A 23,730-nucleotide genomic window follows, 5' to 3' on the forward strand; every position below is an offset into this window, starting at 1 on the left:
GCTCCCTTCGTGTCACAGACCACCTCTCCTGAGACCGCTGCCGCGTCCGACGGCGGCTACGACCCGCACGCCATCCAGACGAAGTGGCAGCGGCTCTGGTCTCAGCGCGATCCGTTCCGCGCCGGCGGGGACGACGACACGCGGCCGCGCAAGTACGTGCTGGCGATGTTCCCCTACCCGTCGGGCGACCTGCACATGGGGCATGCGGAGAATTATCTGTACTCCGACATCGTCGCCCGCTACTGGCGGCACCGCGGGTACAACGTGCTCAACCCGATCGGCTGGGACTCCTTCGGCCTGCCCGCCGAGAACGCCGCCATCCTGCGCGGCGCCGACCCGCGTCAGTGGACCTACGCGAACATCGAGCAGCAGAAGGCCGGATTCCACCAGTACGGCGTCTCATTCGACTGGAGCCGCGAGCTGCACACCTCCGACCCGGAGTACTACCGGTGGAACCAGTGGCTGTTCCAGCGGCTGTACGAGCGGGGGCTGGCGTACCGCAAGTCGAGCGCGGTCAACTGGTGCCCGAACGACCAGACGGTGCTGGCCAACGAGCAGGTGGTGGAAGGGCACTGTGAGCGCTGTGGGGCGGAGGTCGTGAAGAAGAAGCTCACCCAGTGGTACTTCCGCATCACCGACTACGCCGATCGTCTGCTGGACGACCTGGACACGCTCGAGGGGCACTGGCCGCAGAAGGTGCTGCAGATGCAGCGCAACTGGATCGGGCGCTCGACGGGTGCCGACATCCACTTCGAGATCGAGGGGCGCGCCGAGAAGGTCAGCGTGTTCTCCACCCGCCCCGACACGCTGTACGGCGCCACGTTCTTCGTGGTCGCCCCGGACTCGGACCTGGCCGCCGAACTCGCCGCCGAGGCGCCGACCGAGGTGCGTATGCGCTTCCAGGCATATCTCGAGCGGGTGCAGAAGCAGACCGACATCCAGCGGCAGAGCACCGACCGTGAGAAGACCGGGGTGTTCCTGGAGCGCTACGCCGTCAACCCGGTGAACGGGCAGCGCCTGCCGATCTGGGCGGCCGACTACGTGCTGGCCGACTACGGCCACGGTGCGGTGATGGCCGTGCCCGCACACGATCAGCGCGACCTGGACTTCGCGCGCGCGTTCGACCTGCCGGTGAAGGTGGTCGTGGACACATCCACCGGCGCCGAGGGCGAGCCGTCCCTGCAGGAACGCGATCCCGCCGTCACCGGCGTGGCGCTGGCGGGCGAGGGGCGGATGATCAATTCCGGTCCGCTGGACGGCCTGGGCAAGCAGGATGCCATCGCCGGCATGATCGCGCAGCTCGAGGCGACCGAGGGCGGCCACGCCGCCACCACGTTCCGGCTGCGCGACTGGCTGATCTCGCGGCAGCGCTTCTGGGGCACGCCGATCCCGATGGTGCACACCGATGACGGACAGATCGTGCCGGTGCCCGCCGACCAGCTGCCGGTGCTGCTGCCGGACGTGGCCGGACTCGACCTGAAGCCCAAGGGCACCTCGCCCCTGGGCGCGGCGACCGAGTGGGTCACCACGACCGACCCCGCCACCGGGGCGCCGGCGCGTCGCGATCCTGACACGATGGACACCTTCGTGGACAGCTCGTGGTACTTCCTGCGCTTCCTGGCCCCGCAATCGGCGACCGAGGCGTTCCCGCCCGCACAGGCGGCCCGCTGGGCGCCGGTCGACTTCTACATCGGCGGCGTCGAGCACGCGATCCTGCATCTGCTGTATGCCCGCTTCATCACCAAGGTGCTGCACGACATGGGGCTGGTGGACTTCGACGAGCCGTTCTCGAGCCTGATCAACCAGGGCATGGTCATCCTCGACGGCGCCAAGATGTCCAAGAGCAAGGGCAACCTCGTACTGTTCCAGGAGGAGCTGGACGCGCACGGCGCCGACGCGCTGCGCGTCGGCCTCGCGTTCGCCGGACCGGTCGAGGACGACAAGGACTGGTCCGATGTGTCCACCACCGGGGCGACGAAGTTCCTCGCCCGTGCGCTGCGGGTCGCCCACGACGTCACCTCAGCGGTGGGCGCGGATGCCGCGACCGGCGATGCGGCGCTCCGGCGTGTGACCCACCATCTGCTCGCGGACGCGCCGGGCCTCGTGGAGCACACGAAGTTCAACGTCGTGGTCGCCCGGCTGATGGAGTTGGTCAACGCCACCCGCAAGACCATCGACACCGGCGCGGGCGGTGCCGACGCGGCCGTCCGTGAGGCCGCCGAGACGATCGCGCAGGTGCTCGACCTGATCTCGCCGCACACCGCCGAGGAGATGTGGGCGGTGCTCGGACACGAGCCGTTCGTCGGGCTGGCCGTGTGGCCCGCCGCCGATCCGGCCCTGCTGGTGGAGCAGACGGTGACGGCGATCGTGCAGATCGACGGCAAGGTGCGGGCGACGATCGAGGTGCCCGCCGGCATCGACGCGGACGCCCTGGAGGCACTGGGGCGAGCCGATGAGCGGGTGCAGCGGTCGCTGGCCGGCCGGGACGTCGTCCGGGCGGTCGTGCGGGCGCCGAAGGTCGTCAGCCTGACCACGAAGTAGCGGTTCCTCCCCAGCCGGGCGAGGCGGGCGCGTTGTCCACCGATGTGCCGGACGGTCTCCGGCGCCGGCGGTGCGCGGCCTAGCGTGGTGCGGTGTCGCCCTCCGAGACCGAACAGCGGCTGCCGGCCCGACGTCGTCTCGGGCTCGGGGCGGTCGTGGTGGTCGCCCTCGCCGCCCTCGCGGTGACGGTGGGCATCGGCATCCTGCGCGGGCAGGGCGCGCCGGCCGATGTGGTGGCGGTCACGAGCACTCCCGTCGCAACGCCGAACGCGGCCGAGCTGTACGTGCACGTCTCGGGGGCGGTCCGCGAGCCGGGCTTGTACGTCGTGCCCGCCGGTTCGCGACTCGTCGACGCGGTCGCCGCAGCCGGCGGGTTCGCGAAGGACGCCGCCCGCGATGCGGTGAACCTGGCGCGGACGGTCTCGGACGGCGAGCAGATCGCCGTTCCCCGGAAGGGCGAGGAGACGGCGCCCGCCGCCGGCCCGGGCGGTGGCACGGGCCCGGGTGGCGGCAAGGTGAACCTGAACACCGCCGACGAGGCGGCGCTGGACACGCTGCCGCGGATCGGCCCCGCGATCGCGCAGCGGATCATCCAGTGGCGCGAGGACAACGGCCGATTCACCAGCGTGGAGGACCTCCTGGCCGTGCCCGGCATCGGCGAGAAGATGCTGGCGTCGCTGCGGGACCTGGTCACGGTGTGACGTGCGGGCGCGCGGACTGCGTCTGGTGCCGGTCGCAGCGGCGGTCTGGATCGTGGCAGCCGTGGCCGTGCTCGCCCCGGCCGCCGCCGGGTTCGTCGCCGCCGGACTCTGGCTGGGCGCGGTCGGCCTCGCGGCGATGGTCTGGCGTGCCCGGCGCGGGCGGATCGTCTGGGTGATCGCCGCGGTGAGCGTGGCCGTGGCGGCGGCCGCGGCATCCCACTCCGCCCTGGCGCAGCCGGCGCGTGAGGCCGCGGTGACGCTGGCCGTGGACGGCGGCCGGGCGATCGAGGTGCACGCGACGGTGGTGGGCAAGGCCGAGCGCACTGCGGGCGGGGACATCGCGTTCGATGCCCGCGCCCATCGGATCGACATCGGCCCGACCCGGCACGCCGTGGATGTGCCGGTCGTGATCCGCGGCGACGCCCGGCCGGATGTCGGGGCCGAGGTGGTGGCCTCCGGCACGGCGGTGCGCGCGGATGCGGGCCGCCGGGCGGTGCTGGTCGTGCGCGCCTCGCGCGCGCTGCGCACCGTCGCGCCGCCGCACGGCGCGGTCGCCGTCGCCGCCGATCTGAGACACGCGCTGGCGCGCGCGACCGACGGTCTGCCGGAGCCAGCCGCCGGCTTGATCCCGGGCCTGGCGGTGGGCGACACCGGTGGAGTCAGCGCCGAGCTCGACGCGGCGATGAAGGCGGGCTCCCTGTCACACCTGACCGCAGTCTCGGGGGCGAACTGCGCGATCGTGGTCGGACTCGCGTTCGGGGCGGCGGCGCTGTGCGGGGCGCGCCGGTGGGTGCGGGTGCTCGCCGGCATGCTCGCCCTGGCCGGCTTCGTGCTCCTGGTCACGCCCGAGCCGAGTGTGGTGCGGGCCGCCGCGATGGCCGCGATCGCGATGCTCGGCGTCCTGCTGGGACGTGCCGGCGCCGGCATGGCGCTGCTGAGCTCGGCGGTGGCGGCGTCGCTGGTGGGCGACCCGTGGCTGTCCGGATCGATCGGCTTCGCACTGTCGGTCGTGGCCACGGCAGCGCTGCTGCTGCTGGCCGGACCGCTCGCCCACGGACTCGCGCGGTACCTGCCGCGGGCGCTGGCTCTCGGGCTCGCGGTGCCGCTGGCCGCGCAGCTGGCCTGCGGCCCGCTGCTGATCCTGATCAACCCGGCTGTGCCGCTCTACGGGGTCGTGGCGAATCTGCTGGCCGCGCCCGCGGCCCCGGTCGCGACCGTGCTCGGCCTGGCCGCATGTGTCGCCGCGCCGATCCCGGTGCTCGCCGCCGGCCTGGCCACGCTGACCTGGCTGCCGGCGGCGTGGATCAGCGCGACGGCGCTCACCGCGGCCGATCTTCCGGTGGCGGCGGTGCCCTGGCCCGAGGGGCTGATGGGCGCGGCATCCCTGACCGCCGTGGGCGCGGCGGTGCTCGTGCTGGCCCTCCCGCCTCGGCCCGGGCGCCGGGCGCGAATCGTGCGCCGGATCGCGGCGGCTGGCCTGGCGACGGTGCTGGGCGTGGGCATGGGGACGACGGCTCTGCGCACCGTCGCCGGGCCGTTGACGCTGCCCGGCGACTGGAGCATCGCCGCGTGCGACGTGGGCCAGGGCGACGGCCTGCTGGTGCGGTCGGCAGGGGCGGTCGCGCTCATCGACACCGGACCAGATCCCGAGCCGCTGCGGGCCTGTCTGGACCGATTCGCGATCCGCCGCATCGACCTGCTCGTGCTCACCCACTACGACATGGATCACATCGGGGGAGTGGCCGCCGTGGTCGGCCGCGTGGGGCGTGCGCTGCATGGCCCGCCCGGCAGCGCCGGGGACCGGCGCACGCTCGACACCCTGGATGCGGGCGGGGCCGAGATGATCGATGCGTCTGCGGGGATGAGCGGACGCCTGGGCGCCGCCACCTGGACCGTGCTGTGGCCGCGCGCGGGCGACCGGGCGTTCCCGTCGGGCAACGAGGCCAGCGTGACGCTCGACATCCGCGGAGGCGGCGTGCCGGCGGCGATCTTCCTCGGCGATCTGGATGCCGTCGCCCAGCGGGCACTGCTGGCCGGCGGCGCCCTCCGCCCGCCCTACGCCGTGGTGAAGGTCGCCCACCACGGGAGCGCCGACCAGTCCGCCGAGCTGTACCGCGCACTGGGGGCGGCGGTGGCGCTCATCTCCGTGGGCGCGGACAACGACTACGGTCATCCGCGGGCATCCACGCTGGCGTTCCTGCGGGCCGACGGGTGCCTGATCGCACGCACCGATCAGGACGGCGTCGTGACCGTGGCATCCGTCGACGGCGGGGTGCGGGTGTGGCGCGAACGCGCCCCTCCCGCGGCGGCCGGTGTCTGGGCGGGCAGAGTCGGGACTGCTGGCTAGGCTGGGGGCATGCCCGCACGCCGCCCCTCTGCACGGTCCTCGACGTTGCGCACGGCCATCCCGCAGCTGGACTGGCGGACGCCGCAGCCCGCGCCGATCGTGCTGGTGTCCGGCCCCGAGGATGTGTGTGCGGAACGAGCCATCGGAGCCGTGCGGGACTATCTGAGGGCCGAGGATCCGAGCCTGGAGGTCTCCGACATCCGCGCCGACGACTACGAGGCGGGCACGCTGCTGGCGCTGAGCTCGCCTTCGCTGTTCGGTGAGCCGCGCCTGATCCGGGTGACCGGCGTCGAGAAGGCGAGTGACGCGTTCCTGACCGAGGCGCTGGGCTACCTCGAGCATCCACAGGACGGCGCGACCGTGGTGCTGCGGCACACCGGCGCCACGGTGCGCGGCAAGAAGCTGCTGGACGCGATCCGCGCCGGCTCCGGCGGGGGCGTCGAAGTCCCGTGCCCGGCGGTCAAGCGCGACGGCGACAAGCACGACTTCGCCGCAGGCGAGTTCCGTGCCGCACGCAAGAACATCGCCCCGACCGCGCTGCGCGCGCTGGTCTCCGCGTTCTCGGACGACCTGACCGAGCTGGCCGCCGCCTGCCAGCAGCTGATCGCGGACGTTCCCGGGGATGTCACGGCCGAGGTGGTGCAGCGCTACTACGGCGGTCGGGTGGAGACCTCGGCGTTCACCGTGGCAGACACCGCCATCGCCGGCCGCTACGGCGATGCGCTTCTCACGCTGCGCCATGCGCTCGCGTCCGGCGCGGATCCGGTCCCGCTGGTGGCCGCGGTGGCGATGAAGCTGCGCACGATGGCACGGGTGGCGGGCAAGCGCGGTTCGTCTGCGGCGATCGCCGCCGAGGCGGGGATGAAGGACTGGCAGGTCGATCGGGCCCGTCGCGATCTGGCCGGCTGGAACGAGCAGAGCCTGGGCCGTGCCATCCAGGCCACCGCGCGGGCGGATGCCGAGGTCAAGGGCGCCTCACGCGATCCGGTGTTCGCGCTCGAGCGGATGATCACGGTCATCGCCACCCGGGCGCCGTTCGGCGGCTGAGTCCCCCGAACAAGCTGAGTCCCCCGAACAACGAGAAAGCCCGCCCCGCGTGTGCGGGACGGGCTTTCGTCGGAGAGGCTGCGCCTCAGAGCGCGGCGACCTGCTTGGCGATCGACAGACTTGCGGTTCGCGGCCTGGTTGCTGTGGATGACACCCTTGCTCACAGCCTTGTCGAGCTTGCGACCGGCGCGGCTCAGAGCCTTCTCAGCGGCGGCCTTGTCGCCGGCGGCGATGGCCTCGCGGGTGCGGCGGACCTCGGTCCGCAGCTCGCTCTTGACGGCCTTGTTGCGCTCGCGGGCCTTCTCGTTAGTCTTGTTGCGCTTGATCTGCGACTTGATGTTTGCCACGTGTGGACGTTCTTTCGTTCAGGGTGATCGGATGAGTGCCGCGGCGCACGAGAGGGGCGCCCCGCGGCGTGTGCGGGAAAAACCCACACGCAAGCCAATGGTCGAGTCTATCAGGAATCACACGTCGCCCTCGACGTCCCCGCGAGCCTCGGCGCTGCCCGTGCTGCCGGTGCTCGCGCCAGCGCACTCCCCGTCGCGCTGCTGTTTTCTGCTTGCGCGGGCGTTCTATTCGGGCGCGGATGTCGGAAACGGCAGCGCGACCGCGAGTGCGGCGGCGTACTCCCCGTGGCGCTGCCGTTTTCCGCTTGCGCGGGTGTTTTATTCGGGCGCGGATGTCGGAAACGGCAGCGCGACCGCGGGCGTTCTATTCGGGCGCGGATGTCGGAAACGGTAGCGCGAGCGCGGGCGCGGCGGCGCACCCAGGTTGCGCTGCTGTTTCTGCTTGCGCGGGTGCTTTTTTCGGGCGCGGATGTCGGAAACGGCAGCGCGACCGCGAGTGCGGCGGCGCACCCAGGTTGCGCTGCTGTTCTCTGCTTGCGCGGGTGTTCTATTCGGGCGCGGATGTCGGAAACGGCAGCGCGACCGCGAGTGCGGCGGCGCACCCCGTGGCGCTGCCGTTTTCCACTCGCGCGGGTGTTGTATTCGGGCGCGGATGCCGGAAACGGCAGCGCGAGCGCGAGTGCGGCGGCGCACCCAGGTTGCGCTGCTGTTTTCTGCTTGCGCGGGTGTTGTATTCGGGCGCGGATGTCGGAAACGGCAGCGCGACCGCGAGCCGAGCGAGCGCGCGAAGCGAGCGGGGAAGGCCGCGGACTGGCGCCCAGGGGCGCGCGTGCACGATGATCGATACACCCCGACACCCGGCCCCCACTCGCACGACGACGTCCGAGGAGCATCCATGACGCCTTCCCCTTCCTCCGCACGGCCGAAGGTCGGTCGGGGCTGGCTGCTGCTGTTCACGCTGGCGTGGCTGGCGATCTGGACCGTGCAGCTGACTCCGGTCCAGCTGCTGCTGCCCACGCAGCTGGACACTCCGGGCGAAGCCGACACCTGGGTGCGCGGCGTCGTGTCGTCCGGCGTCGTCCTCGGGGTGGGCGGACTGGCCGGCATCATCGCCGGCCCGTGGTCGGGCGCCCTGTCCGACCGGACGCGTACGCGATGGGGGAGGCGTCGCCCGTGGGCGCTGGGCGGCAGCTGGCTGACCGCCCTGTGTCTGCTGCTGACCGGGTGGGCGCAGGGTCCGGTGCTGATCGGCCTCGCGTGGACCGGCGTGGCCGTGGGCATCGCCGTGGCCTCGGCGGCCTTCACCGCCCTGATCGCCGACCAGCTGCCCGACTCCCAGCGGGGCGCGGCATCGGCGGCGGCCAGCTCTTCGCAGGCCGTGGGCATCGTGCTCGGCGTCGGCGCGGTCGTCCTGCTCGGGCTGAGCATCGTGGCCGGCTACGTCGTGCTGGCGGCATTCGTCGCGGTCGCCGGCACGATCACCGCGATCGCGCTGCCGGACCCGGATGTCCCGGCCCGGGCGCCGCGCACGCGTCGCGGCGTGCCGTGGGAATCGCTGCGGGACCGCGACTTCGGCTGGGTGGTGTGGGGACGGTTCGTGACCAACGTCGGCAATGCGCTGCCGACGACGCTGTTCCTGTTCTTCCTCATGTACGGCCTCGGCCAGCCGAGCGCGCTGGCCCAGGACAACCTGCTGCTCGTGATCGTGGTCTACACGATCTTCGTGGTGGCCGCCTCGGTGCTGGCCGGATGGTGGTCCGACCGCACGGGCCGCCGCCGCGGGCTGACCGTGGCATCCGGTCTCGTCCAGGCCGCGGCCGCCGTCATCATCGCCGTCGCGCCGTCGTTCACCACCACGATGATCGCCGCCGCCCTGCTCGGCGTCGGCTACGGCGCGTTCTCGACGGTCGGGCTCGCGTTCGCCACCGACCTCCTGCCGCACGCCGAGGACCACGCCCGCGACATGGGCCTGGTCAACACCGCCGCCGCGCTCGGCCAGCTGGTCGGCCCGTTGGTGGGCGCCGCGCTCGTGGCCGCGGTGGGCGGGTTCTGGCTGCTCCTCGTGGTCAGCACGGTGCTGTCGGCGGTCGGCGCGATCATGTCGGGATTCGCGCGGGATCGCTCGCTGCGATCGTCGCCACGGCCAGATCCAGCAGTGCGTTGAACACGCGCGGCCGCATGGCCGTGACCAGATGCGTGGTGCGCGGCACGACGATCAGCTCGGCGTGCGGCGCGAGCGTGCAGAACAGCCGCTCGTTCAGGCGCAGCTGGTCGAACTCGCCGTTGACGAACCACAGCGGGATCCGGATGCGGCCGACCGCCTCCAGCAGATCCAGGACGGACAGGCTCTTCAGCGCCACGTCCTGCGCGGCGAACGCATAGCCGCCCGCGCCGAAGTCGGCACGGGTCTCTTCGGGGAGCGTCAGCTGCAGCACCCGGTCGGCCAGCCACTGTCCTTGGTGCGGCAGCCCGTTCATGCCGCGGGCCAGGAGCCGATAGGCCGACAGGCCCAGTCCGCGCGGGATCGCCGTGCACGATGCGGCGATGAAGGCCGCCACCGGCGGCGGCTGCCGCTGCCCGACGTACGCCGTGCACAGCAGACCGCCCATGGAGTGCCCGACCAGGAGCACTGGTCCGCGAGCCGCGGCATCCGTCACCGCGGCGTCGATCGTGGCGAACGCCTCGTCCAGCGTGAACGGCTCGGTCATCCGGGTGCCGTGCCCGGGCAGATCCACCGCGGTCACCGGGATGCCGTGCGAGTCCAGATGCGCCACCTGGGCGCGCCACATGGTCGCGGAGGTGCGGATGCCGTGCACCAGCACCGCTTGGACCGTCATGAAGCCAGGCTAGAACCTGTCGATGCGGATTCGCCGGATCCGGCCGCCCCCGTACAATCAAGAGGACATGTCACCACGCGCCCTCACCTCGCTCGAGCCGTCCGCGACGCCGCCGGCGCAGATCCGCAACTTCTGCATCATCGCGCACATCGACCACGGCAAGTCGACGCTGGCCGACCGGATGCTGCAGATCACAGGCGTGGTCTCGGATCGCGACATGCGCGCGCAGTACCTGGACCGGATGGACATCGAGCGCGAGCGCGGCATCACGATCAAGAGCCAGGCGGTGCGGATGCCGTGGGCCGGGGCAACCGGAACCTACGCGCTGAACATGATCGACACCCCCGGGCACGTCGACTTCACCTACGAGGTGTCCCGGTCGCTGGCCGCCTGCGAGGGCGCGATCCTGCTGGTGGATGCCGCCCAGGGGATCGAGGCGCAGACGCTGGCGAACCTCTACCTGGCGCTGGACAACGACCTGCACATCATCCCCGTGCTGAACAAGATCGACCTGCCCGCCGCCGACCCCGACCGGTTCGCAGCCGAGCTGGCGAACCTGATCGGCGGCAGCCCGGACGACGTGATGCGCGTGTCGGGCAAGACCGGGCAGGGCGTCGAAGAGCTGCTGGATCGCATCGTGGCCGAGATCCCCGCGCCGTCCGGCGACGCCGAGGCGCCGGCCCGCGCCATGATCTTCGACTCGGTGTACGACGCCTACCGCGGCGTCGTCACCTATGTGCGGATGATCGACGGCACGCTGGCGCCGCGCCAGCGCGTACAGATGATGTCCACCCGCGCGACGCACGAACTGCTCGAGATCGGCGTGTCCAGCCCCGAGCCGGTGCCCTCCCGCGGACTCGGCGTCGGCGAGGTCGGGTATCTGATCACCGGAGTGAAGGACGTGCGCCAGTCGAAGGTCGGCGACACGGTCACCGACGCCCGCAAGCCCGCGCAGCAGGCGCTGCCGGGCTACACCGATCCCAAGCCGATGGTGTTCAGCGGGCTGTACCCGATCGACGCCAGCGACTACTCCGAGCTGCGCGAGGCGCTGGACAAGCTGAAGCTCTCGGATGCCGCGCTGGTCTACGAGCCCGAGACCTCGGTCGCCCTCGGGTTCGGCTTCCGCTGCGGGTTCCTGGGGCTGCTGCACCTGGAGATCGTGACCGAGCGGCTCTCGCGCGAGTTCGACCTCGACCTGATCACCACCGCGCCAAGCGTGATCTACGAGGTGACCACCGACACCGGCGAACAGGTCACCGTCACCAACCCCAGCGAGTACCCGGACGGGCGCGTCGCCACCGTGGCCGAGCCGATGGTCACGGCCGCCATCCTCCTGCCGAAGGACTATGTCGGCGCCGTGATGGAGCTGTGCCAGAACAGGCGGGGCAGCCTGCTGGGGATGGACTACTTCTCCGAGGAGCGGGTAGAGCTGCGCTACAACATCCCGCTCGGCGAGATCGTGTTCGACTTCTTCGACCAGCTCAAGAGCCGCACGCAGGGGTACGCGTCGCTGGACTACGAGCCCAACGGCACCCACGAGGCCGACCTGGTCAAGGTCGACATCCTGCTGCAGGGTGAGCGGGTGGATGCCTTCAGCTCGATCGTGCACCGGGACAAGGCGTACGCCTACGGCACGCTGATGACCGAGCGGCTGCGCAAGCTGATCCCGCGTCAGCAGTTCGAGGTGCCGATCCAGGCCGCGATCGGCGCCCGCATCATCGCCCGCGAGAACATCCGCGCGATCCGCAAGGACGTGCTGGCGAAGTGCTACGGCGGCGACATCTCGCGCAAGCGCAAGCTCCTGGAGAAGCAGAAGGAGGGCAAGAAGCGGATGAAGATGGTCGGCCGCGTCGAAGTCCCCCAAGAGGCGTTCATCGCCGCGCTCTCGGGGGACATCGAAGGCAAGGAAAAGAAATAGCCTCGCGGGGCTCGCCGCTCTACTGCACCCCCTGCGGCGCCACGGGCGCTGATCGGCGCCCCACCGCCCGCTCCGCGTCGCTGCCCAGCCACGCGGAGCGGGCGCAGCGCGCCAGCCGGACGGCGATCCAGGCGCAGGTGGCCAGCAGCAGGACGTCCGCGACGAGGGTCGCCGCCATCGTGCCGACCACCGCGTTCACGCCGATGCCCACGATCACCGGGACCGGAACCCACACCGGCATGAGCCGTGCGCGGACCAGGCCCGCGATGACGAGGATCATCCCGATCTGCGCGAGCACCTCCAGGACGAACCCGACCGTGCCCGCCGCGCCGATCACTCCGCCGCCGCTGATGGCCTTCGCCATCGTGAACGCGGCATCCTGATCGCTCTGCTCGGCCAGCGCGACCACCGCCAGCCCGGTGGCGTTGCTCATGCTGAACCCTGCGATCCCCAGGATGGCCAGGACCGCTCCGATCGTCCCCAGCGCCCCGCCCCGCGTCCGCAGCGCCTGCGTGGCACCAGCCAGCGCGGCCAGCGTGAGCATGAACCCGAAGGTCTCCAGCAGATCCTGCGCGAGGATCGTGGAGGCGTGCGCAGCCATGCTCTCGAACTGCGCCCGCATGCTGTCGTCGCCCCCACCGGCGCTCAACCCCACGGCCGCGGAGGTCACCGCCAGCACCGGTCCGAGGATGAGAGCGCCCACGACGATCCTGCGTCTCGCGGCATCCGTGCGTGTGAATTCCATGATGTCCTCCTGTTCGGTTCGGCCCGATGGTCGAATCACGCTCACGGTATGACCGGCGGCGGGCGGGGCGCGTCTGCATCGCGGCCGGAACGGGTCCGTCGGGCGGCCGAGCCGGATACCTCTCACGACAGACGCGGAGCGGACCGGCAGGCAGTACCGTGGGCGCATGGTCAGTGGTCGGCGGGGCTGGTGGACGCGGCACTGGCGAGATGCCGTGTACGACGTCTCCCCGCCGGCCATCCTTCTCGGGCTCGGGTTGATCGATGTGTTCACCGGGAGCCTGACGACTCCGATCGGTGCGGCCCCCGCGCTCACTTCGCTGGTTCCGGGTACCATCGCGTGCCTCGCCCTCCTGTTCCGGCGCCGGTACCCGCTCGCGGTCCTCAGCGTCATCCTCGTGATGGGCCTCGTACCCCCGCTGGTCATTCCGACCACACTGGGCTATTGGGACGAGTTCGCGGTGTGGCTGGTCGCGCTCTACTCCTGCGCCCGGCACCGTCCGCTCGGCTGGGCCCTGGTGGCGCTCGCGGTCAGCGCGGTCGGCATGGTGATGCTGCCGCTGGAGTTCCCCGAACTGCGCGACGCCGGCAGCATCCTGTTCAACAGCGCCATGGTGGCCGCCTCGTTCGCCCTCGGCCTGCTCGCCCGGAGCTGGACGTCGTACCGCGAGCGCTCCCTGCGCGCGGCCGCCGAGCGCGCGGTCGCCGAGGAGCGGGCCGGGCGGCAGGAGCGCACCCGGATCGCCCGCGAGCTGCACGATGTCATCTCGCACACCATCACGGTCATCGTGATGCAGGCCGGCGGCGCCCGGCTGGCGGCATCGACCGACCCGACGGCCGCCGTCACCGCCCTGGCCCGGATCGAGGCGCTCGGCCGCGAGTCGCTGACCGAGCTGCGGACGCTCCTGGAGGTGCTGCGCGAAGAACCGGACTCGCCGGACGGCACGGCGCCGCAGCCGACCCTGGCCGACGTCGACGGGCTGTGCGCGCAGATGCGCGGGCTCGGTCTGCCGGTGCGGCTGCGCACCGAGGGCGAGACAGCGGCACTGGCCCCGGGCATCCAGCTCACCGGCTACCGAATCGTGCAGGAGGGGCTGACCAACGTGCTCAAGCACGCCGGCGCCGTCGACACGCAGGTCTCGGTCCTGGCCACGGCCGGCGCTCTGATGATCGAGGTGGAGTGCGCGCCCGGCGGGCACGGCAGCTCGCTCGGCGGCACCGAGCACGGACTGCTCGGGCTGCGGGAGCGGGCGGATGCGGTCGGCGGCACGATGTCGGCCGGTCCGCATCGGGGCGGAGGCTACCTGCTGCGCGCCGAGCTGCCGGTCGCCGAGCGGGTCTCGTGAGCGAGATCTCGGTCGCGATCGCCGACGACCAGCCCCTGATCCGAGCGGGGCTGCGGATGGTCGTGGATTCGCAATCCGATCTGCGGCTGGTGGGCGAGGCCGCCGACGGCGACGCGGCGGTCGTCCTGGCCCGGCAGAGCTCGCCGGACGTCTTCCTGATGGACATCCGGATGCCGGGGATGGACGGCATCCAGGCGACCGCCGGCATCCTCGCGGCGGGGGCGTCGACGCGAGTGCTCATGCTGACCACCTTCGACGTCGACGGCTACGTGTACGACGCGCTGCGCGCCGGCGCCAGCGGCTTCCTGCTCAAGGACGCCGGCCCCGAGCAGCTGATCGCGGGGATCCGCACCGTGGCCGCCGGCGACATGCTGCTCGCACCCGTGCTGACCCGCCGGCTGGTCGAGGGGTACGTCCGGCGCCCGCGGACCGGCGGTGCCGGTCCCGGGCCGTTGACCGAGCTCACCGACCGGGAGCGTGATGTGCTGATCGCCATCGCCGACGGACTGAGCAACGTCGAGATCGGCCAGCGGCTGTTCGTCTCGGAGGGGACGGTCAAGACACATGTGAGCCGGATCCTGGCCAAACTGGGGCTGCGCGATCGTGTGCAGGCGGTGATCGCCGCCTACGAGCACGGGCTCGTCGAGCCCGGCCGACCCGACGCGTGACCGGGATGTGCACGGTGCTCCCAGCCGGACCTGAGTAGGCTGAAACGCATGCGCCGAGGGACCTTCCGGGACGAGACGGTGGACTACGCCGCGGTCGGGGCCACGCAGGCTCCGGACCTGATGCAGTACCCGCCCGAGCGCAGTGTGCCCGCCCACGAGACCTGGCGGATCGGCAGCGGTCAGACCCGCTTCGAGGCGGCCACCGAGGCGCTGCTGTCGTGGCGCGCCCAGCGTGACGGCGGCCTCACCGTGACCGACGTCCGGCCCGCCGCGGGGCCGATGTACACCGGGGTGAGCTTCGACCACGAGGGGCATCCGATCGCCCCGAGCCGGCAGGAGGCCGATCAGCGCTTCGACGCCGACGGGACGCCGTGGGTGGGCTCGGGGACGACCCTGCGCCTGCACGGACGCGTGAACGGCATGAAGGCCGACGCCGAGCTGCGGGTCATCTTCGTGGTCGAGGAGCCGCGCCGCGTGGGCTTCGCCCTCGGCACGGTCGCCGACTCCGTCGTCAGCGGCGAGGAGTCGTTCATGATCGACTGGCTCGACAACGACGAGGTGTGGTTCACGGTGCGCGCCTTCGACGCCCCGCGCTCGTTCTTCTACCGGATGCTGCCGGCGCTGGTCAGGCGCCGCCGCCGGGCCCTGTCCCAGCGGTACCTGCGGGCGATCTCGCCGCTGTACTCGACGTCGGCCTGATGGGCTCCGCCCTGCCCGACGGCGACCCCGCCCCGAGCGACGGCGCCCTGCCGGTCGATCTGCCGGTGAACGCGCACACCCCGTTCAGCGTGTACCTGCACGTCCCGTTCTGCCGCGTGCGCTGCGGCTACTGCGACTTCAACACCTACACCGCCACCGAGCTGCGCGGTGCCCGCCAGGACCAGTACGCCGACACCCTGCTGCGCGAGGTGACCCTGGCCCGCGGCATCCTCTCCGAGGCCGGCCCCGTGCGACCGGCGTCCACCGTCTTCTTCGGCGGCGGCACGCCCACCCTGCTGCCGCCGGGCGACCTCGCGCGCATGCTCGACGGGGTGCGCGAGGAGTTCGGACTGACCGAAGACGCCGAGATCACCGTCGAGGCGAACCCCGACACGGTGACGGAGGCGGTGGCCGCCATACTGGCCGCCGCCGGGGTGACGCGGCTGTCGGTGGGGATGCAGTCCGCGGTCGGGCCTGTGCTGCAGGCGCTGGACCGCACGCACGACCCCGCCAACGTGCGCACCGCGGTCGCCGCCGCCCGCAGCGCGGGGCTCGATGTCAGCGTCGACCTGATCTACGGGGCGCCCGGCGAATCGCTGGACGATTGGCGGTGCTCGATCGAGACGGCGCTCGGGCTCGAGCCCGACCACATCTCGGCGTACGCGCTCATCATCGAGCAGGGCACGAAGCTGGCCCGGCAGATCCGCCGGGGCGAGGCGCCGGCCCCCGACGACGATCTGCAGGCCGATATGTACGAGCTGGCGGACGGGATGCTGGAGACCGCCGGGTTCGGCTGGTACGAGGTGTCGAACTGGGCACGCGGCGCCGCGCACCGCTCCCGCCACAACCTGGCCTACTGGCGCGGGCACGACTGGTGGGGCTTCGGCCCCGGCGCGCACAGCCACGTCGCCGGGCTGCGGTGGTGGAACGTGAAGCATCCGGCGGCGTACGCGCAGCGGGTGGCGGCCGGGCAGTCGCCGGCCGCCGGCCGGGAGCGGCCGGATGCGGCCGCTCGACGGCTCGAGGCGGTCCTCCTGCGCACGCGGATCCGCGAGGGCATGCCCACCGCGGCGCTGCCGGCGTCGCGGCGGCCGGCGGTGGCCGGGCTGATCGCCGACGGACTGATCGACGGCGGCGAGGCTCTGCGCGGACGCGTCGTGCTCACCCTCCGCGGGCGGCTGCTGGCGGATGCCGTGGTGCGCGCGCTCACGGAGTGAGACGACACCGCCCCGGCCCGCACCTGCCCATCAGCGAACTTCGGTAGAATTGGCACTCGGAGAACCAGAGTGCCAGCAGCGCGGACGGAAGGGAGCACGAATGGTCAGCGAGCGCGGACTGCAGGTCCTGCAGGCCATCGTGCAGGACTTCGTCGAGACCCGTGAGCCCGTCGGCAGCAAGCGGATCGTCGACCGGCATGCGTTCGGCGTCTCGGCGGCGACCATCCGCAACGACATGGCGCTGCTCGAGGACGAGGAGCTGATCGAGGCTCCGCACACCTCGTCCGGCCGGGTGCCCACCGACAAGGGCTATCGGGTCTTCGTCGACCACCTGGCCCGCCTGCGCCCGCTCACCTCCGCTCAGCGGGCGGCGATCAGCGTGTTCCTGGACGGCTCCACCGACCTCGACGACGTGCTCTCGCGCACGGTCCGCGCCCTCACCCGGCTCACCGGGCAGGTGGCGATCGTGCAGTACCCGTCGTTCGCCCGGGCGGATGTCTCGCACGTGGAGCTCGTCGATCTCGGCGGTCGGGTGCTGGTCATCCTGGTCACCGACACCGGTCGCGTCTCGCAGCGGGTGGTCTCGCTGCCCGACGGCGCCGAGCCGAGCGAGGTCGCGCACGTGCGCGCCCGGGTCTCCGCGCTGGTCACCGGGAGGAGCGTCCGGGACGGCGCCCAGGCGGTGGCCGCGGCGCTGCCGCTGCATCCGGCGCCCGCCGACGCGGTGCTCGTGGCCGTGCTGCGGGTGGTCGCCGAGGAGCTCGAGGAGTTCCGCCAGGACCGGCTGCTGATGGCCGGGGCCGCGAACCTGGCCCGCAGCGAAGCCGACTTCCGCGGGAGCATCTATCCGCTGCTGGAGGCCATCGAGGAGCAGGTCACGCTGCTTCGGCTGATGAGCGAGATGGTCGCCGACCGTGAGGGGCTGGCCGCCTCGATCGGGCGCGAGAACGAGGCGTTCGGCCTGGCCGAGGCATCCATCGTCACCGGCGACTACGACGCGACCGGCGCGCGGGCGCGACTCGGGGTGCTGGGTCCGACCCGGATGGACTACCCCACCAATCTCGCGGCGGTTCGCGCCGTCGCGCACTATCTGAGCCAACTGCTCGAAGACGACGAATCGTCGCGCTGAGCGCACGGAACACAGGACGATCCCGCGCCGGCGGCGTGGGCAGGAAGGCGATTGTGGCGGACCAGGACCATTACGCAGTACTGGGCGTGTCGCGGGACGCGACCGCGGACGAGATCAAGAAGGCGTACCGCCGGCTGGCCAGAGAACTGCACCCCGACGTGAATCCGGGCGCCGACGCCGAGGAGCGGTTCAAGACCGTCACCCATGCGTACGACGTGCTCAGCGATCCCGAGCAGCGCCGGCGCTACGACATGGGCGGCGATTCGCCGTTCGGCGGGCAGGCCGGCTTCGGCGGGTTCAGTGACATCTTCGAGACGTTCTTCGGCGCGGCCGGCGGCGGCCGCGGCGGCCGTCCGCGCTCCCGGCGCGAGCGCGGACAGGACGCGCTGGTGCGCGTCGAGCTCGACCTGGGGGATGTCGTGTTCGGCACCCACCGCGACATCGAGGTCGACACCGCGGTGCTCTGCGAGACGTGCGACGGATCGTGCTGTCAGCCGGGCACCTCGCCGGTCACCTGCGAGATCTGCCACGGCACCGGCAACGTGCAGCGCACGGTCCGCAGCCTCCTCGGCAACGTCGTCACCACCGTGCCGTGCACCGTCTGCCACGGGTACGGCACCACCATCCCGTACCCCTGCGCGACCTGCCAGGGCCAGGGACGCGTCCGCTCCCGGCGCACCGTCTCGGTCGACATCCCCGCCGGTGTCGAGTCGGGGCTGCGACTGCAGCTGCCCGGCTCGGGTGAGGTGGGGCCGGCGGGCGGGCCCAACGGCGACCTGTACATCGAGGTCCATGTGGCTGCCCACGACGTGTTCAGCCGCGAGGGCGACGACCTGCTGGCCACGCTGGAGGTGTCGATGCCGGACGCGATCCTGGGCACGACCACCACGATCGAGTCGCTGGACGGCCCGGTCGAGCTCGAGGTGCGGCCCGGCGTGCAGGGCGGCGATGTGCTGACGATCAAGGGGCGCGGCATCACCCCGCTGCGCGGCTCGCAGCGCGGCGACCTGCGGGTGGGCGTGCACGTGGTCACCCCCACCCGGCTGGACGCGAAGGAGCGCGCGCTGATCGAGGACTTCAAGAAGAAGACCAAGGCGCCCGGCCCGCACCTGGCCGAGTTCCAGCAGGGCCTGTTCGCGCGGCTGCGCGACCGGTTCCGGAACGGCTGATCCGTGCCCCTGCACTTCGTCACGACGGATGCCGCGGCCGCGGCCGCCGGCGACGTGCTCACCCTGACCGGGGCCGAGGCGCATCACGCCGCCGCCGTGCGCCGGGTGCGGGCGGGCGAGCAGGTGACCCTCGGCGACGGGCGCGGCGTCTGGCTGGAAGGACGCTGCATCGCCGCCGACCCCCAGCGCGTGCTCGTGGAGGTCACCGCACGCACGCAGGTGCAGGCGCCGCGCCCCCGGCTGGTGCTCGTCCAGGCACTGGCCAAGGGCGACCGGGACGAGCTGGCCGTACAGGCGGCCACCGAGCTGGGGGTCGACGAGGTGGTCCCCTGGCAGGCGGCACGCAGCGTGTCGCGGTGGAATGACGCGAAGGCCGTGAAGGGCCGTGCACGCTGGCAGACGATCGTGCGCGAGGCGGCCAAGCAGGCGCACCGCCCCTGGGTGCCCGAAGTGGCCGAGCTCACTTCGACGCGCCGGATCGCCGCGCGGGCCGCGGCATCCCACGTCATCGTGCTGGAGCCGACCGGCCAGGTGCGGCTCAGCGCCGTCGCGATCGATTCCGCACAAGGCGAGGTGGTGCTCGTGGTCGGGCCGGAGGGCGGCATCGCCGCGGACGAGCTGGCGCTGCTGGCCGATGCCGGCGCGACCATCGCCGCTCTCGGCGACACGGTCCTGCGCACCTCGACGGCCGGCCCCGCCGCTCTTGCGGTGGTCAGCACGACCCTCGGCCGCTGGTGAGGCCCGTTCAGGTCGCAGGAGCATCTGCGCCGGCGGGCCGAATTCGCGGCGTGTGGCACACGGTCGTTCCCGATCTTCCTGCGAGATGAACACGGGAGGGGCGCTCAGTAGACTTGAGACATGAGCGAGCCCTCGATCTTCACCCGGATCCTGAACGGCGAGATCCCGTCCGAGATCATCGCCCAGACCGACACGCTGTTCGCGATCCGCGACATCGCGCCGAAGGCCCCGGTCCACCTGCTGGTGATCCCGAAGACGGCGCAGTACCGTGACGTCACCGAGCTGGCCGCCGGGGACCCCGGACTGCTGGTCGAGATGATCGCGCTGGCGAAGGAGCTGGCCGCCGCGCACGCGGACGGCGACTTCCGCCTCATCTTCAACACCGGCGCCGGTTCGGGGCAGACGGTGTTCCACGTGCACGCGCACGTGCTGGCCGGAGGACTGGACGAGAAGAGCATGAATGCCGGATGACGCGCCCGCCGTCGAGCGGATCTACGCCGACGGTGTCGCCATGGTGCAGCTGCTCGGTCCGCAGGATCGGCTGCTGCGGGTCGTCGAACGCGAGCATCCCGAGGTGGACGTGCACGTCCGCGGCAACGAGATCACCCTCACCGGTCCGTCCGAGCCGGTGGCCGCGGCGCGCCGCCTGGTCGACGAGCTGCTGGCCATGACCCGATCCGGGCACGGACTGGACCCGGTGGATGTCGTGACCTCGAACCGCATGCTGCAGGCCGACGACGGCCCGCGCCCGTCCGAGGTGCTGGGCGAGGCGATCCTCACCTCCCGGGGGAAGGTGATCCGCCCCAAGACCGCCGGGCAGAAGGAGTACGTCGACGCGATCGACGAGAACACCATCGTGTTCGGCATCGGACCGGCCGGCACCGGCAAGACCTACCTGGCGATGGCCAAGGCAGTCCAGGCGCTGCAGCGCAAGGAGGTCAGCCGCATCATCCTCAGCCGTCCCGCCATCGAGGCGGGGGAGCGGCTCGGGTTCCTGCCCGGCACTCTCACCGACAAGATCGACCCGTACCTGCGCCCGCTGTACGACGCGCTGAACGAGATGATGGACCCCGAGCTGGTGCCCAAGCTGATGGCCAGCGGCACCATCGAGGTCGCCCCGCTGGCGTATATGCGCGGCAGGACCCTCAATGACTCGTTCGTCGTGCTCGACGAGGCCCAGAACACGACGCCGGAGCAGATGAAGATGTTCCTGACCCGGCTCGGGTTCGGCACCCGCATGGTCGTCACCGGCGACATCACCCAGATCGACCTGCCCCAGTCCGCGTCCGGGCTGCGCCTGGTCACGCGGGTGCTGGACGGGATCGAGGACATCCACTTCTCCACCCTGACCAGCAAGGACGTCGTGCGACACACGCTGGTGGGGCGGATCGTGGACGCCTACAGCGAGTACGACGAGCGGCGGCTCGCCGGGCGCCGCGAGCGCGACGAGGCCGAGGAGTTCGCCAACCGCGCCGAACGGCGCGGCGCGGCGCGGCCGCGCGGTCCGCGCGACCACATCCCGAAGCGAGGACGCTCATGACGATCGAGATCACGAACGAATCCGGGGTCGTCGTCGACGAGGCGGCCCTGCTGCGGCTGATGGAGCACAACCTCGCCGAGCTGCACGTGAGCCCGGACGCCGAGGTCGCCGTGCTGCTCGTCGACGAAGGCGCGATGGAGGCGCTGCACGTGCAATGGATGGACGAGCCCGGCCCCACCGACGTGCTGAGCTTCCCGATGGACGAGCTGCGCCCGGGCTCTGAGGACGCCCCCACCCCGCCCGGCCTGCTCGGCGACATCGTGCTGTGCCCGCAGGTGGCCGAGGTGCAGGCCGAGGCGGCCAAGCACTCCACGCTCGACGAGCTGCTGCTGCTGACCACGCACGGGCTGCTGCACCTGCTCGGGTTCGACCACGCCGAGCCGGCCGAGGAACGGGAGATGTTCGGCCTGCAGCGCGATCTGCTGCTGAGCTTCCACACCGCCGAACGGCGGCGACCGCGCCCATGACCGCACTCCTGCTGCTGCTGGCCGCGGTGCTGCTGGTGGCGTTCGGCGGGCTCATGGCGGCGCTGGACGCCGCCATGAGCGTGACCGGCCGGCAGGACCTGGTCGAGCTCGCCGACGAGGGCGGCCGCGGCTCGGCGCAGCTGCGCCGGATCGCCGACGACGCCGACGCGCACCTGCAGGCGGTGGTGTTCATCCGCGTGCTCGCCGAGACGACCGCGGCGGTCCTGGTGACGGTGGCGTTCACCATCCTGTTCGCCAACATCTGGTGGGCGATGCTGGCGGCCGCGCTCCTGATGACCGGCATCTCGTTCGTCCTGGTCGGAGCCAGTCCCCGCTCGGTGGGCCGGCGGCACGCGCGGGGACTGCTGCGGGGCAGCGCCCGGGTCATCCGCGGCCTGCGCATCATCCTCGGCCCGATCGTGCACGGCCTGATCGCCCTCGGCAACCGGGTCACGCCCGGGGGCGCGCGGGGGGCGTCCTTCGCCAACGAGGAGCAGCTGCTGAGCATGGTCGACGAGGCCGCGTCGCAGGACCTCATCGAGGAGGACGACCGCGACCTCATCCACTCGGTGTTCGACTTCACCGACACGTTCGTGCGCGCCGTCATGGTGCCGCGCACCGACATGGTCACGGTGGATGCCTCCTCCACCGCCCGCGAGGCGATGAGCGTCTTCCTCGAGCGGGGCGTCTCGCGCATCCCGATCGTGGACGACGAGGCCGACGACGTCGTGGGCGTGCTGTACCTGAAGGACCTCGTGCTGATCAGCTATCGCGACGAGGCGGGGTGGGGGGATGCCCCGGTCCGCACGATCGCCCGACCTCCGGTGTTCGTCCCCGAGTCGATGCGCGCCGAGACGCTGCTGCAGCAGATGAAGCGCGATGCTGTGCACGTGTGCATGGTCGTGGACGAGTACGGCGGGGTCGCGGGGCTGGTGACCCTGGAGGATCTGATCGAGGAGCTCGTCGGCGAGATCGCCGACGAGTACGACCCGCGCACGGCGGAGCTGGTCGAGATCGAGCCGGGACGCTACCGGGTCAGCTCGCGGCTGCCGGTCGCCGACGTGGGCGAGCTGTTCGGGCTGGACCTCGAGGACGAGGACGTCGATTCGATCGGGGGCCTGCTCGGCAAGGCGCTGGGCCGCATCCCGCAGCCGGGGGCGACGGCGGAGTACGACGGACTGCGGCTGACCGGGGGCGCTTCGCGCGGCCGCGGCCGGGGGATCGCGACGGTGTTCGTGGAGCGGGCGGCGCCGGCGGCGCGCGCCCCCGAGGAGACGAGGGACAGATGAGCGACATCCGGTGCGGATTCGTGACGTTCGTGGGACGCCCGAACGTCGGCAAGTCGACGCTGACCAACGCCCTCGTGGGCGAGAAGGTGGCGATCACCAGCGAGAAGCCGCAGACCACGCGGCGCGCGATCCGCGGCATCCTCAACCGCCCCGACGGGCAGCTGATCATCGTGGACACCCCCGGCATCCACCGCCCCCGGACCCTGCTCGGACAGCGGCTGAACGACCTCGTCGAGCAGGTGCTCGGCGACGTGGACGTCATCGCGTTCTGCGTGCCGGCCGACGAGAAGGTCGGCCCGGGCGACCGGCGGATCGCGGCATCCCTGGACGGCTACCCACGCGCCAAGAAGATCGCACTCGTGACCAAGAGCGACTCCGCGAGCCGGGACGAGATCGCCGAGCGGCTGGTCGAGGTGGACGCGCTGCGGGAGGACTGGGCCGCGGTGATCCCGCTGTCGGCCCTGACCCGCGACCAGCTGGGCGTGCTGACCGGCGAGCTGCTGGCGCTGATGCCGACGGGGCCCGCACTGTACCCCGACGGCGTCGTCACCGACGAGAGCGTGGAGGATCGCGTCGCCGAGATCATCCGGGAGGCCGCGCTGGAGGGCGTGCGCGACGAGCTGCCACACTCGATCGCGGTGATGATCCAGGAGATGGCGCCGCGCGAGGACAGCGACCTGACCGACGTATTCGCCGACATCGTGGTCGAACGCGACAGCCAGAAGGCGATCATCATCGGCCACAAGGGGACGCGACTGCGCGACGTCGGCGCCCGCGCCCGTGCCGGCATCGAACCGCTGGTGGGCACCCGGGTGTTCCTGTCGCTGCACGTGCGGGTGGCCAAGGAATGGCAGCGCGACCCGAAGCAGCTGGGCCGGCTCGGCTTCTGACCGCTCCGGTGCGGCCCGTGGGTCCCGCCGAGCGCCGGCGGAGGTGTATTGTGAAGCCATGCGTGCAGGCTTCCTGCTTCTCCTTAGCTGCCGCGG

General features: G+C 71.9%; 20 protein-coding genes and 1 pseudogene. 18 read left to right on the forward strand and 3 right to left on the reverse strand.

Annotation, left to right across the window (positions count from 1 at the left end):
- Positions 1-9: 9 nt before the first annotated feature.
- The 4 genes from leuS to holA all read left to right on the forward strand — a co-directional run bounded on the left by leuS (position 10) and on the right by holA (position 6,636).
- A complete protein-coding gene (gene leuS / locus AC0L6F_RS01595) occupies positions 10-2,541 on the forward strand; it encodes a leucine--tRNA ligase (protein ID WP_473538941.1) in 2,532 nt (843 codons plus the stop codon).
- 92 nt (positions 2,542-2,633) lie between these two features.
- A complete protein-coding gene (locus AC0L6F_RS01600) occupies positions 2,634-3,242 on the forward strand; it encodes a helix-hairpin-helix domain-containing protein (RefSeq protein WP_259611894.1) in 609 nt (202 codons plus the stop codon).
- Between the two features lie 25 nt (positions 3,243-3,267).
- Complete coding sequence (locus AC0L6F_RS01605; protein ID WP_473538942.1) at positions 3,268-5,589, forward strand: ComEC/Rec2 family competence protein; 2,322 nt, start codon at positions 3,268-3,270, stop codon at positions 5,587-5,589.
- Between the two features lie 9 nt (positions 5,590-5,598).
- Positions 5,599-6,636: a DNA polymerase III subunit delta gene (holA, locus tag AC0L6F_RS01610; protein ID WP_473538943.1), complete on the forward strand. Its 1,038-nt coding sequence runs from the start codon at positions 5,599-5,601 to the stop codon at positions 6,634-6,636.
- A gap of 85 nt (positions 6,637-6,721) precedes the next feature.
- On the opposite strand, the pseudogene rpsT reads toward holA, so the two are convergent.
- A pseudogene (gene rpsT / locus AC0L6F_RS01615) lies at positions 6,722-6,983 on the reverse strand (30S ribosomal protein S20).
- Positions 6,984-7,878: 895 nt separating this feature from the next.
- Between rpsT and AC0L6F_RS01620 the strand changes: the two are divergent.
- Positions 7,879-9,147, forward strand: coding sequence for an MFS transporter (locus AC0L6F_RS01620; protein ID WP_473538944.1), 1,269 nt, complete (start codon positions 7,879-7,881; stop codon positions 9,145-9,147).
- On the opposite strand, the gene AC0L6F_RS01625 is transcribed toward AC0L6F_RS01620, so the two are convergent.
- Positions 9,080-9,820, reverse strand: coding sequence for an alpha/beta fold hydrolase (locus AC0L6F_RS01625; RefSeq protein WP_473538945.1), 741 nt, complete (start codon positions 9,818-9,820; stop codon positions 9,080-9,082). The genes AC0L6F_RS01620 and AC0L6F_RS01625 overlap by 68 nt on opposite strands.
- Before the next feature lie 67 nt (positions 9,821-9,887).
- Between AC0L6F_RS01625 and lepA the strand changes: the two genes are divergently transcribed.
- Entirely contained in the window at positions 9,888-11,738 is a 1,851-nt protein-coding gene (lepA, locus tag AC0L6F_RS01630) for a translation elongation factor 4 (RefSeq protein ID WP_473538946.1), read from the forward strand.
- 19 nt (positions 11,739-11,757) lie between these two features.
- Here lepA and AC0L6F_RS01635 read toward each other — a convergent pair whose 3' ends face one another.
- Entirely contained in the window at positions 11,758-12,483 is a 726-nt protein-coding gene (locus AC0L6F_RS01635; protein ID WP_473538947.1) for a hypothetical protein, read from the reverse strand.
- A 166-nt stretch (positions 12,484-12,649) separates the two neighbouring features.
- Between AC0L6F_RS01635 and AC0L6F_RS01640 the strand changes: the two genes are divergently transcribed.
- The 12 genes from AC0L6F_RS01640 to era all read left to right on the forward strand — a co-directional run bounded on the left by AC0L6F_RS01640 (position 12,650) and on the right by era (position 23,634).
- Complete coding sequence (locus AC0L6F_RS01640; protein WP_473538948.1) at positions 12,650-13,828, forward strand: sensor histidine kinase; 1,179 nt, start codon at positions 12,650-12,652, stop codon at positions 13,826-13,828.
- Entirely contained in the window at positions 13,825-14,496 is a 672-nt protein-coding gene (locus AC0L6F_RS01645; RefSeq protein ID WP_473538949.1) for a response regulator, read from the forward strand. Before AC0L6F_RS01640 ends, AC0L6F_RS01645 begins: the two co-directional genes overlap by 4 nt.
- A 48-nt stretch (positions 14,497-14,544) precedes the next feature.
- Entirely contained in the window at positions 14,545-15,195 is a 651-nt protein-coding gene (locus AC0L6F_RS01650) for a DUF1990 family protein (protein WP_473538950.1), read from the forward strand.
- The gene (gene hemW, locus AC0L6F_RS01655; protein ID WP_473538951.1) at positions 15,195-16,412 is read left to right on the forward strand and encodes a radical SAM family heme chaperone HemW; all 1,218 of its coding nucleotides are present in this window, start codon (positions 15,195-15,197) and stop codon (positions 16,410-16,412) included. Before AC0L6F_RS01650 ends, hemW begins: the two co-directional genes overlap by 1 nt.
- A 100-nt stretch (positions 16,413-16,512) precedes the next feature.
- A complete protein-coding gene (hrcA, locus tag AC0L6F_RS01660; RefSeq protein WP_473538952.1) occupies positions 16,513-17,541 on the forward strand; it encodes a heat-inducible transcriptional repressor HrcA in 1,029 nt (342 codons plus the stop codon).
- Positions 17,542-17,594: 53 nt separating this feature from the next.
- Positions 17,595-18,710 carry a molecular chaperone DnaJ gene (gene dnaJ / locus AC0L6F_RS01665; RefSeq protein ID WP_473538953.1) on the forward strand — a complete coding sequence of 372 codons (1,116 nt, stop codon included), beginning with the start codon at positions 17,595-17,597 and terminating at the stop codon, positions 18,708-18,710.
- Positions 18,711-18,713: 3 nt separating this feature from the next.
- A complete protein-coding gene (locus AC0L6F_RS01670) occupies positions 18,714-19,448 on the forward strand; it encodes a 16S rRNA (uracil(1498)-N(3))-methyltransferase (protein WP_473538954.1) in 735 nt (244 codons plus the stop codon).
- A gap of 120 nt (positions 19,449-19,568) precedes the next feature.
- The gene (locus AC0L6F_RS01675) at positions 19,569-19,919 is read left to right on the forward strand and encodes an HIT domain-containing protein (protein ID WP_473538955.1); all 351 of its coding nucleotides are present in this window, start codon (positions 19,569-19,571) and stop codon (positions 19,917-19,919) included.
- Positions 19,909-20,988 carry a PhoH family protein gene (locus tag AC0L6F_RS01680; protein ID WP_473538956.1) on the forward strand — a complete coding sequence of 360 codons (1,080 nt, stop codon included), beginning with the start codon at positions 19,909-19,911 and terminating at the stop codon, positions 20,986-20,988. Before AC0L6F_RS01675 ends, AC0L6F_RS01680 begins: the two co-directional genes overlap by 11 nt.
- On the forward strand, positions 20,985-21,455 hold the full coding sequence (gene ybeY, locus AC0L6F_RS01685) for an rRNA maturation RNase YbeY (RefSeq protein WP_274635602.1): 471 nt from the start codon (positions 20,985-20,987) through the stop codon (positions 21,453-21,455). Before AC0L6F_RS01680 ends, ybeY begins: the two co-directional genes overlap by 4 nt.
- On the forward strand, positions 21,452-22,744 hold the full coding sequence (locus AC0L6F_RS01690; RefSeq protein ID WP_274635601.1) for a hemolysin family protein: 1,293 nt from the start codon (positions 21,452-21,454) through the stop codon (positions 22,742-22,744). Before ybeY ends, AC0L6F_RS01690 begins: the two co-directional genes overlap by 4 nt.
- A complete protein-coding gene (era, locus tag AC0L6F_RS01695) occupies positions 22,741-23,634 on the forward strand; it encodes a GTPase Era (protein WP_473538957.1) in 894 nt (297 codons plus the stop codon). Before AC0L6F_RS01690 ends, era begins: the two co-directional genes overlap by 4 nt.
- Positions 23,635-23,730: the final 96 nt, after the last annotated feature.

Source organism: Microbacterium sp. G2-16M, assembly GCF_055809115.1.

Excerpts from the sequence above, each read along its gene's own strand:
- holA (WP_473538943.1), top strand. The coding sequence starts at position 5,599 with ATGCCCGCACGCCGCCCCTCTGCACGGTCCTCGACGTTGCGCACGGCC.
- AC0L6F_RS01620 (WP_473538944.1), top strand. The coding sequence starts at position 7,879 with ATGACGCCTTCCCCTTCCTCCGCACGGCCGAAGGTCGGTCGGGGCTGG.
- AC0L6F_RS01625 (WP_473538945.1), bottom strand. The coding sequence starts at position 9,820 with ATGACGGTCCAAGCGGTGCTGGTGCACGGCATCCGCACCTCCGCGACC.
- lepA (WP_473538946.1), top strand. The coding sequence starts at position 9,888 with ATGTCACCACGCGCCCTCACCTCGCTCGAGCCGTCCGCGACGCCGCCG.
- AC0L6F_RS01635 (WP_473538947.1), bottom strand. The coding sequence starts at position 12,483 with ATGGAATTCACACGCACGGATGCCGCGAGACGCAGGATCGTCGTGGGC.
- AC0L6F_RS01640 (WP_473538948.1), top strand. The coding sequence starts at position 12,650 with ATGGTCAGTGGTCGGCGGGGCTGGTGGACGCGGCACTGGCGAGATGCC.
- AC0L6F_RS01650 (WP_473538950.1), top strand. The coding sequence starts at position 14,545 with ATGCGCCGAGGGACCTTCCGGGACGAGACGGTGGACTACGCCGCGGTC.
- hemW (WP_473538951.1), top strand. The coding sequence starts at position 15,195 with ATGGGCTCCGCCCTGCCCGACGGCGACCCCGCCCCGAGCGACGGCGCC.
- hrcA (WP_473538952.1), top strand. The coding sequence starts at position 16,513 with ATGGTCAGCGAGCGCGGACTGCAGGTCCTGCAGGCCATCGTGCAGGAC.
- AC0L6F_RS01675 (WP_473538955.1), top strand. The coding sequence starts at position 19,569 with ATGAGCGAGCCCTCGATCTTCACCCGGATCCTGAACGGCGAGATCCCG.
- AC0L6F_RS01680 (WP_473538956.1), top strand. The coding sequence starts at position 19,909 with ATGCCGGATGACGCGCCCGCCGTCGAGCGGATCTACGCCGACGGTGTC.
- ybeY (WP_274635602.1), top strand. The coding sequence starts at position 20,985 with ATGACGATCGAGATCACGAACGAATCCGGGGTCGTCGTCGACGAGGCG.
- AC0L6F_RS01690 (WP_274635601.1), top strand. The coding sequence starts at position 21,452 with ATGACCGCACTCCTGCTGCTGCTGGCCGCGGTGCTGCTGGTGGCGTTC.
- era (WP_473538957.1), top strand. The coding sequence starts at position 22,741 with ATGAGCGACATCCGGTGCGGATTCGTGACGTTCGTGGGACGCCCGAAC.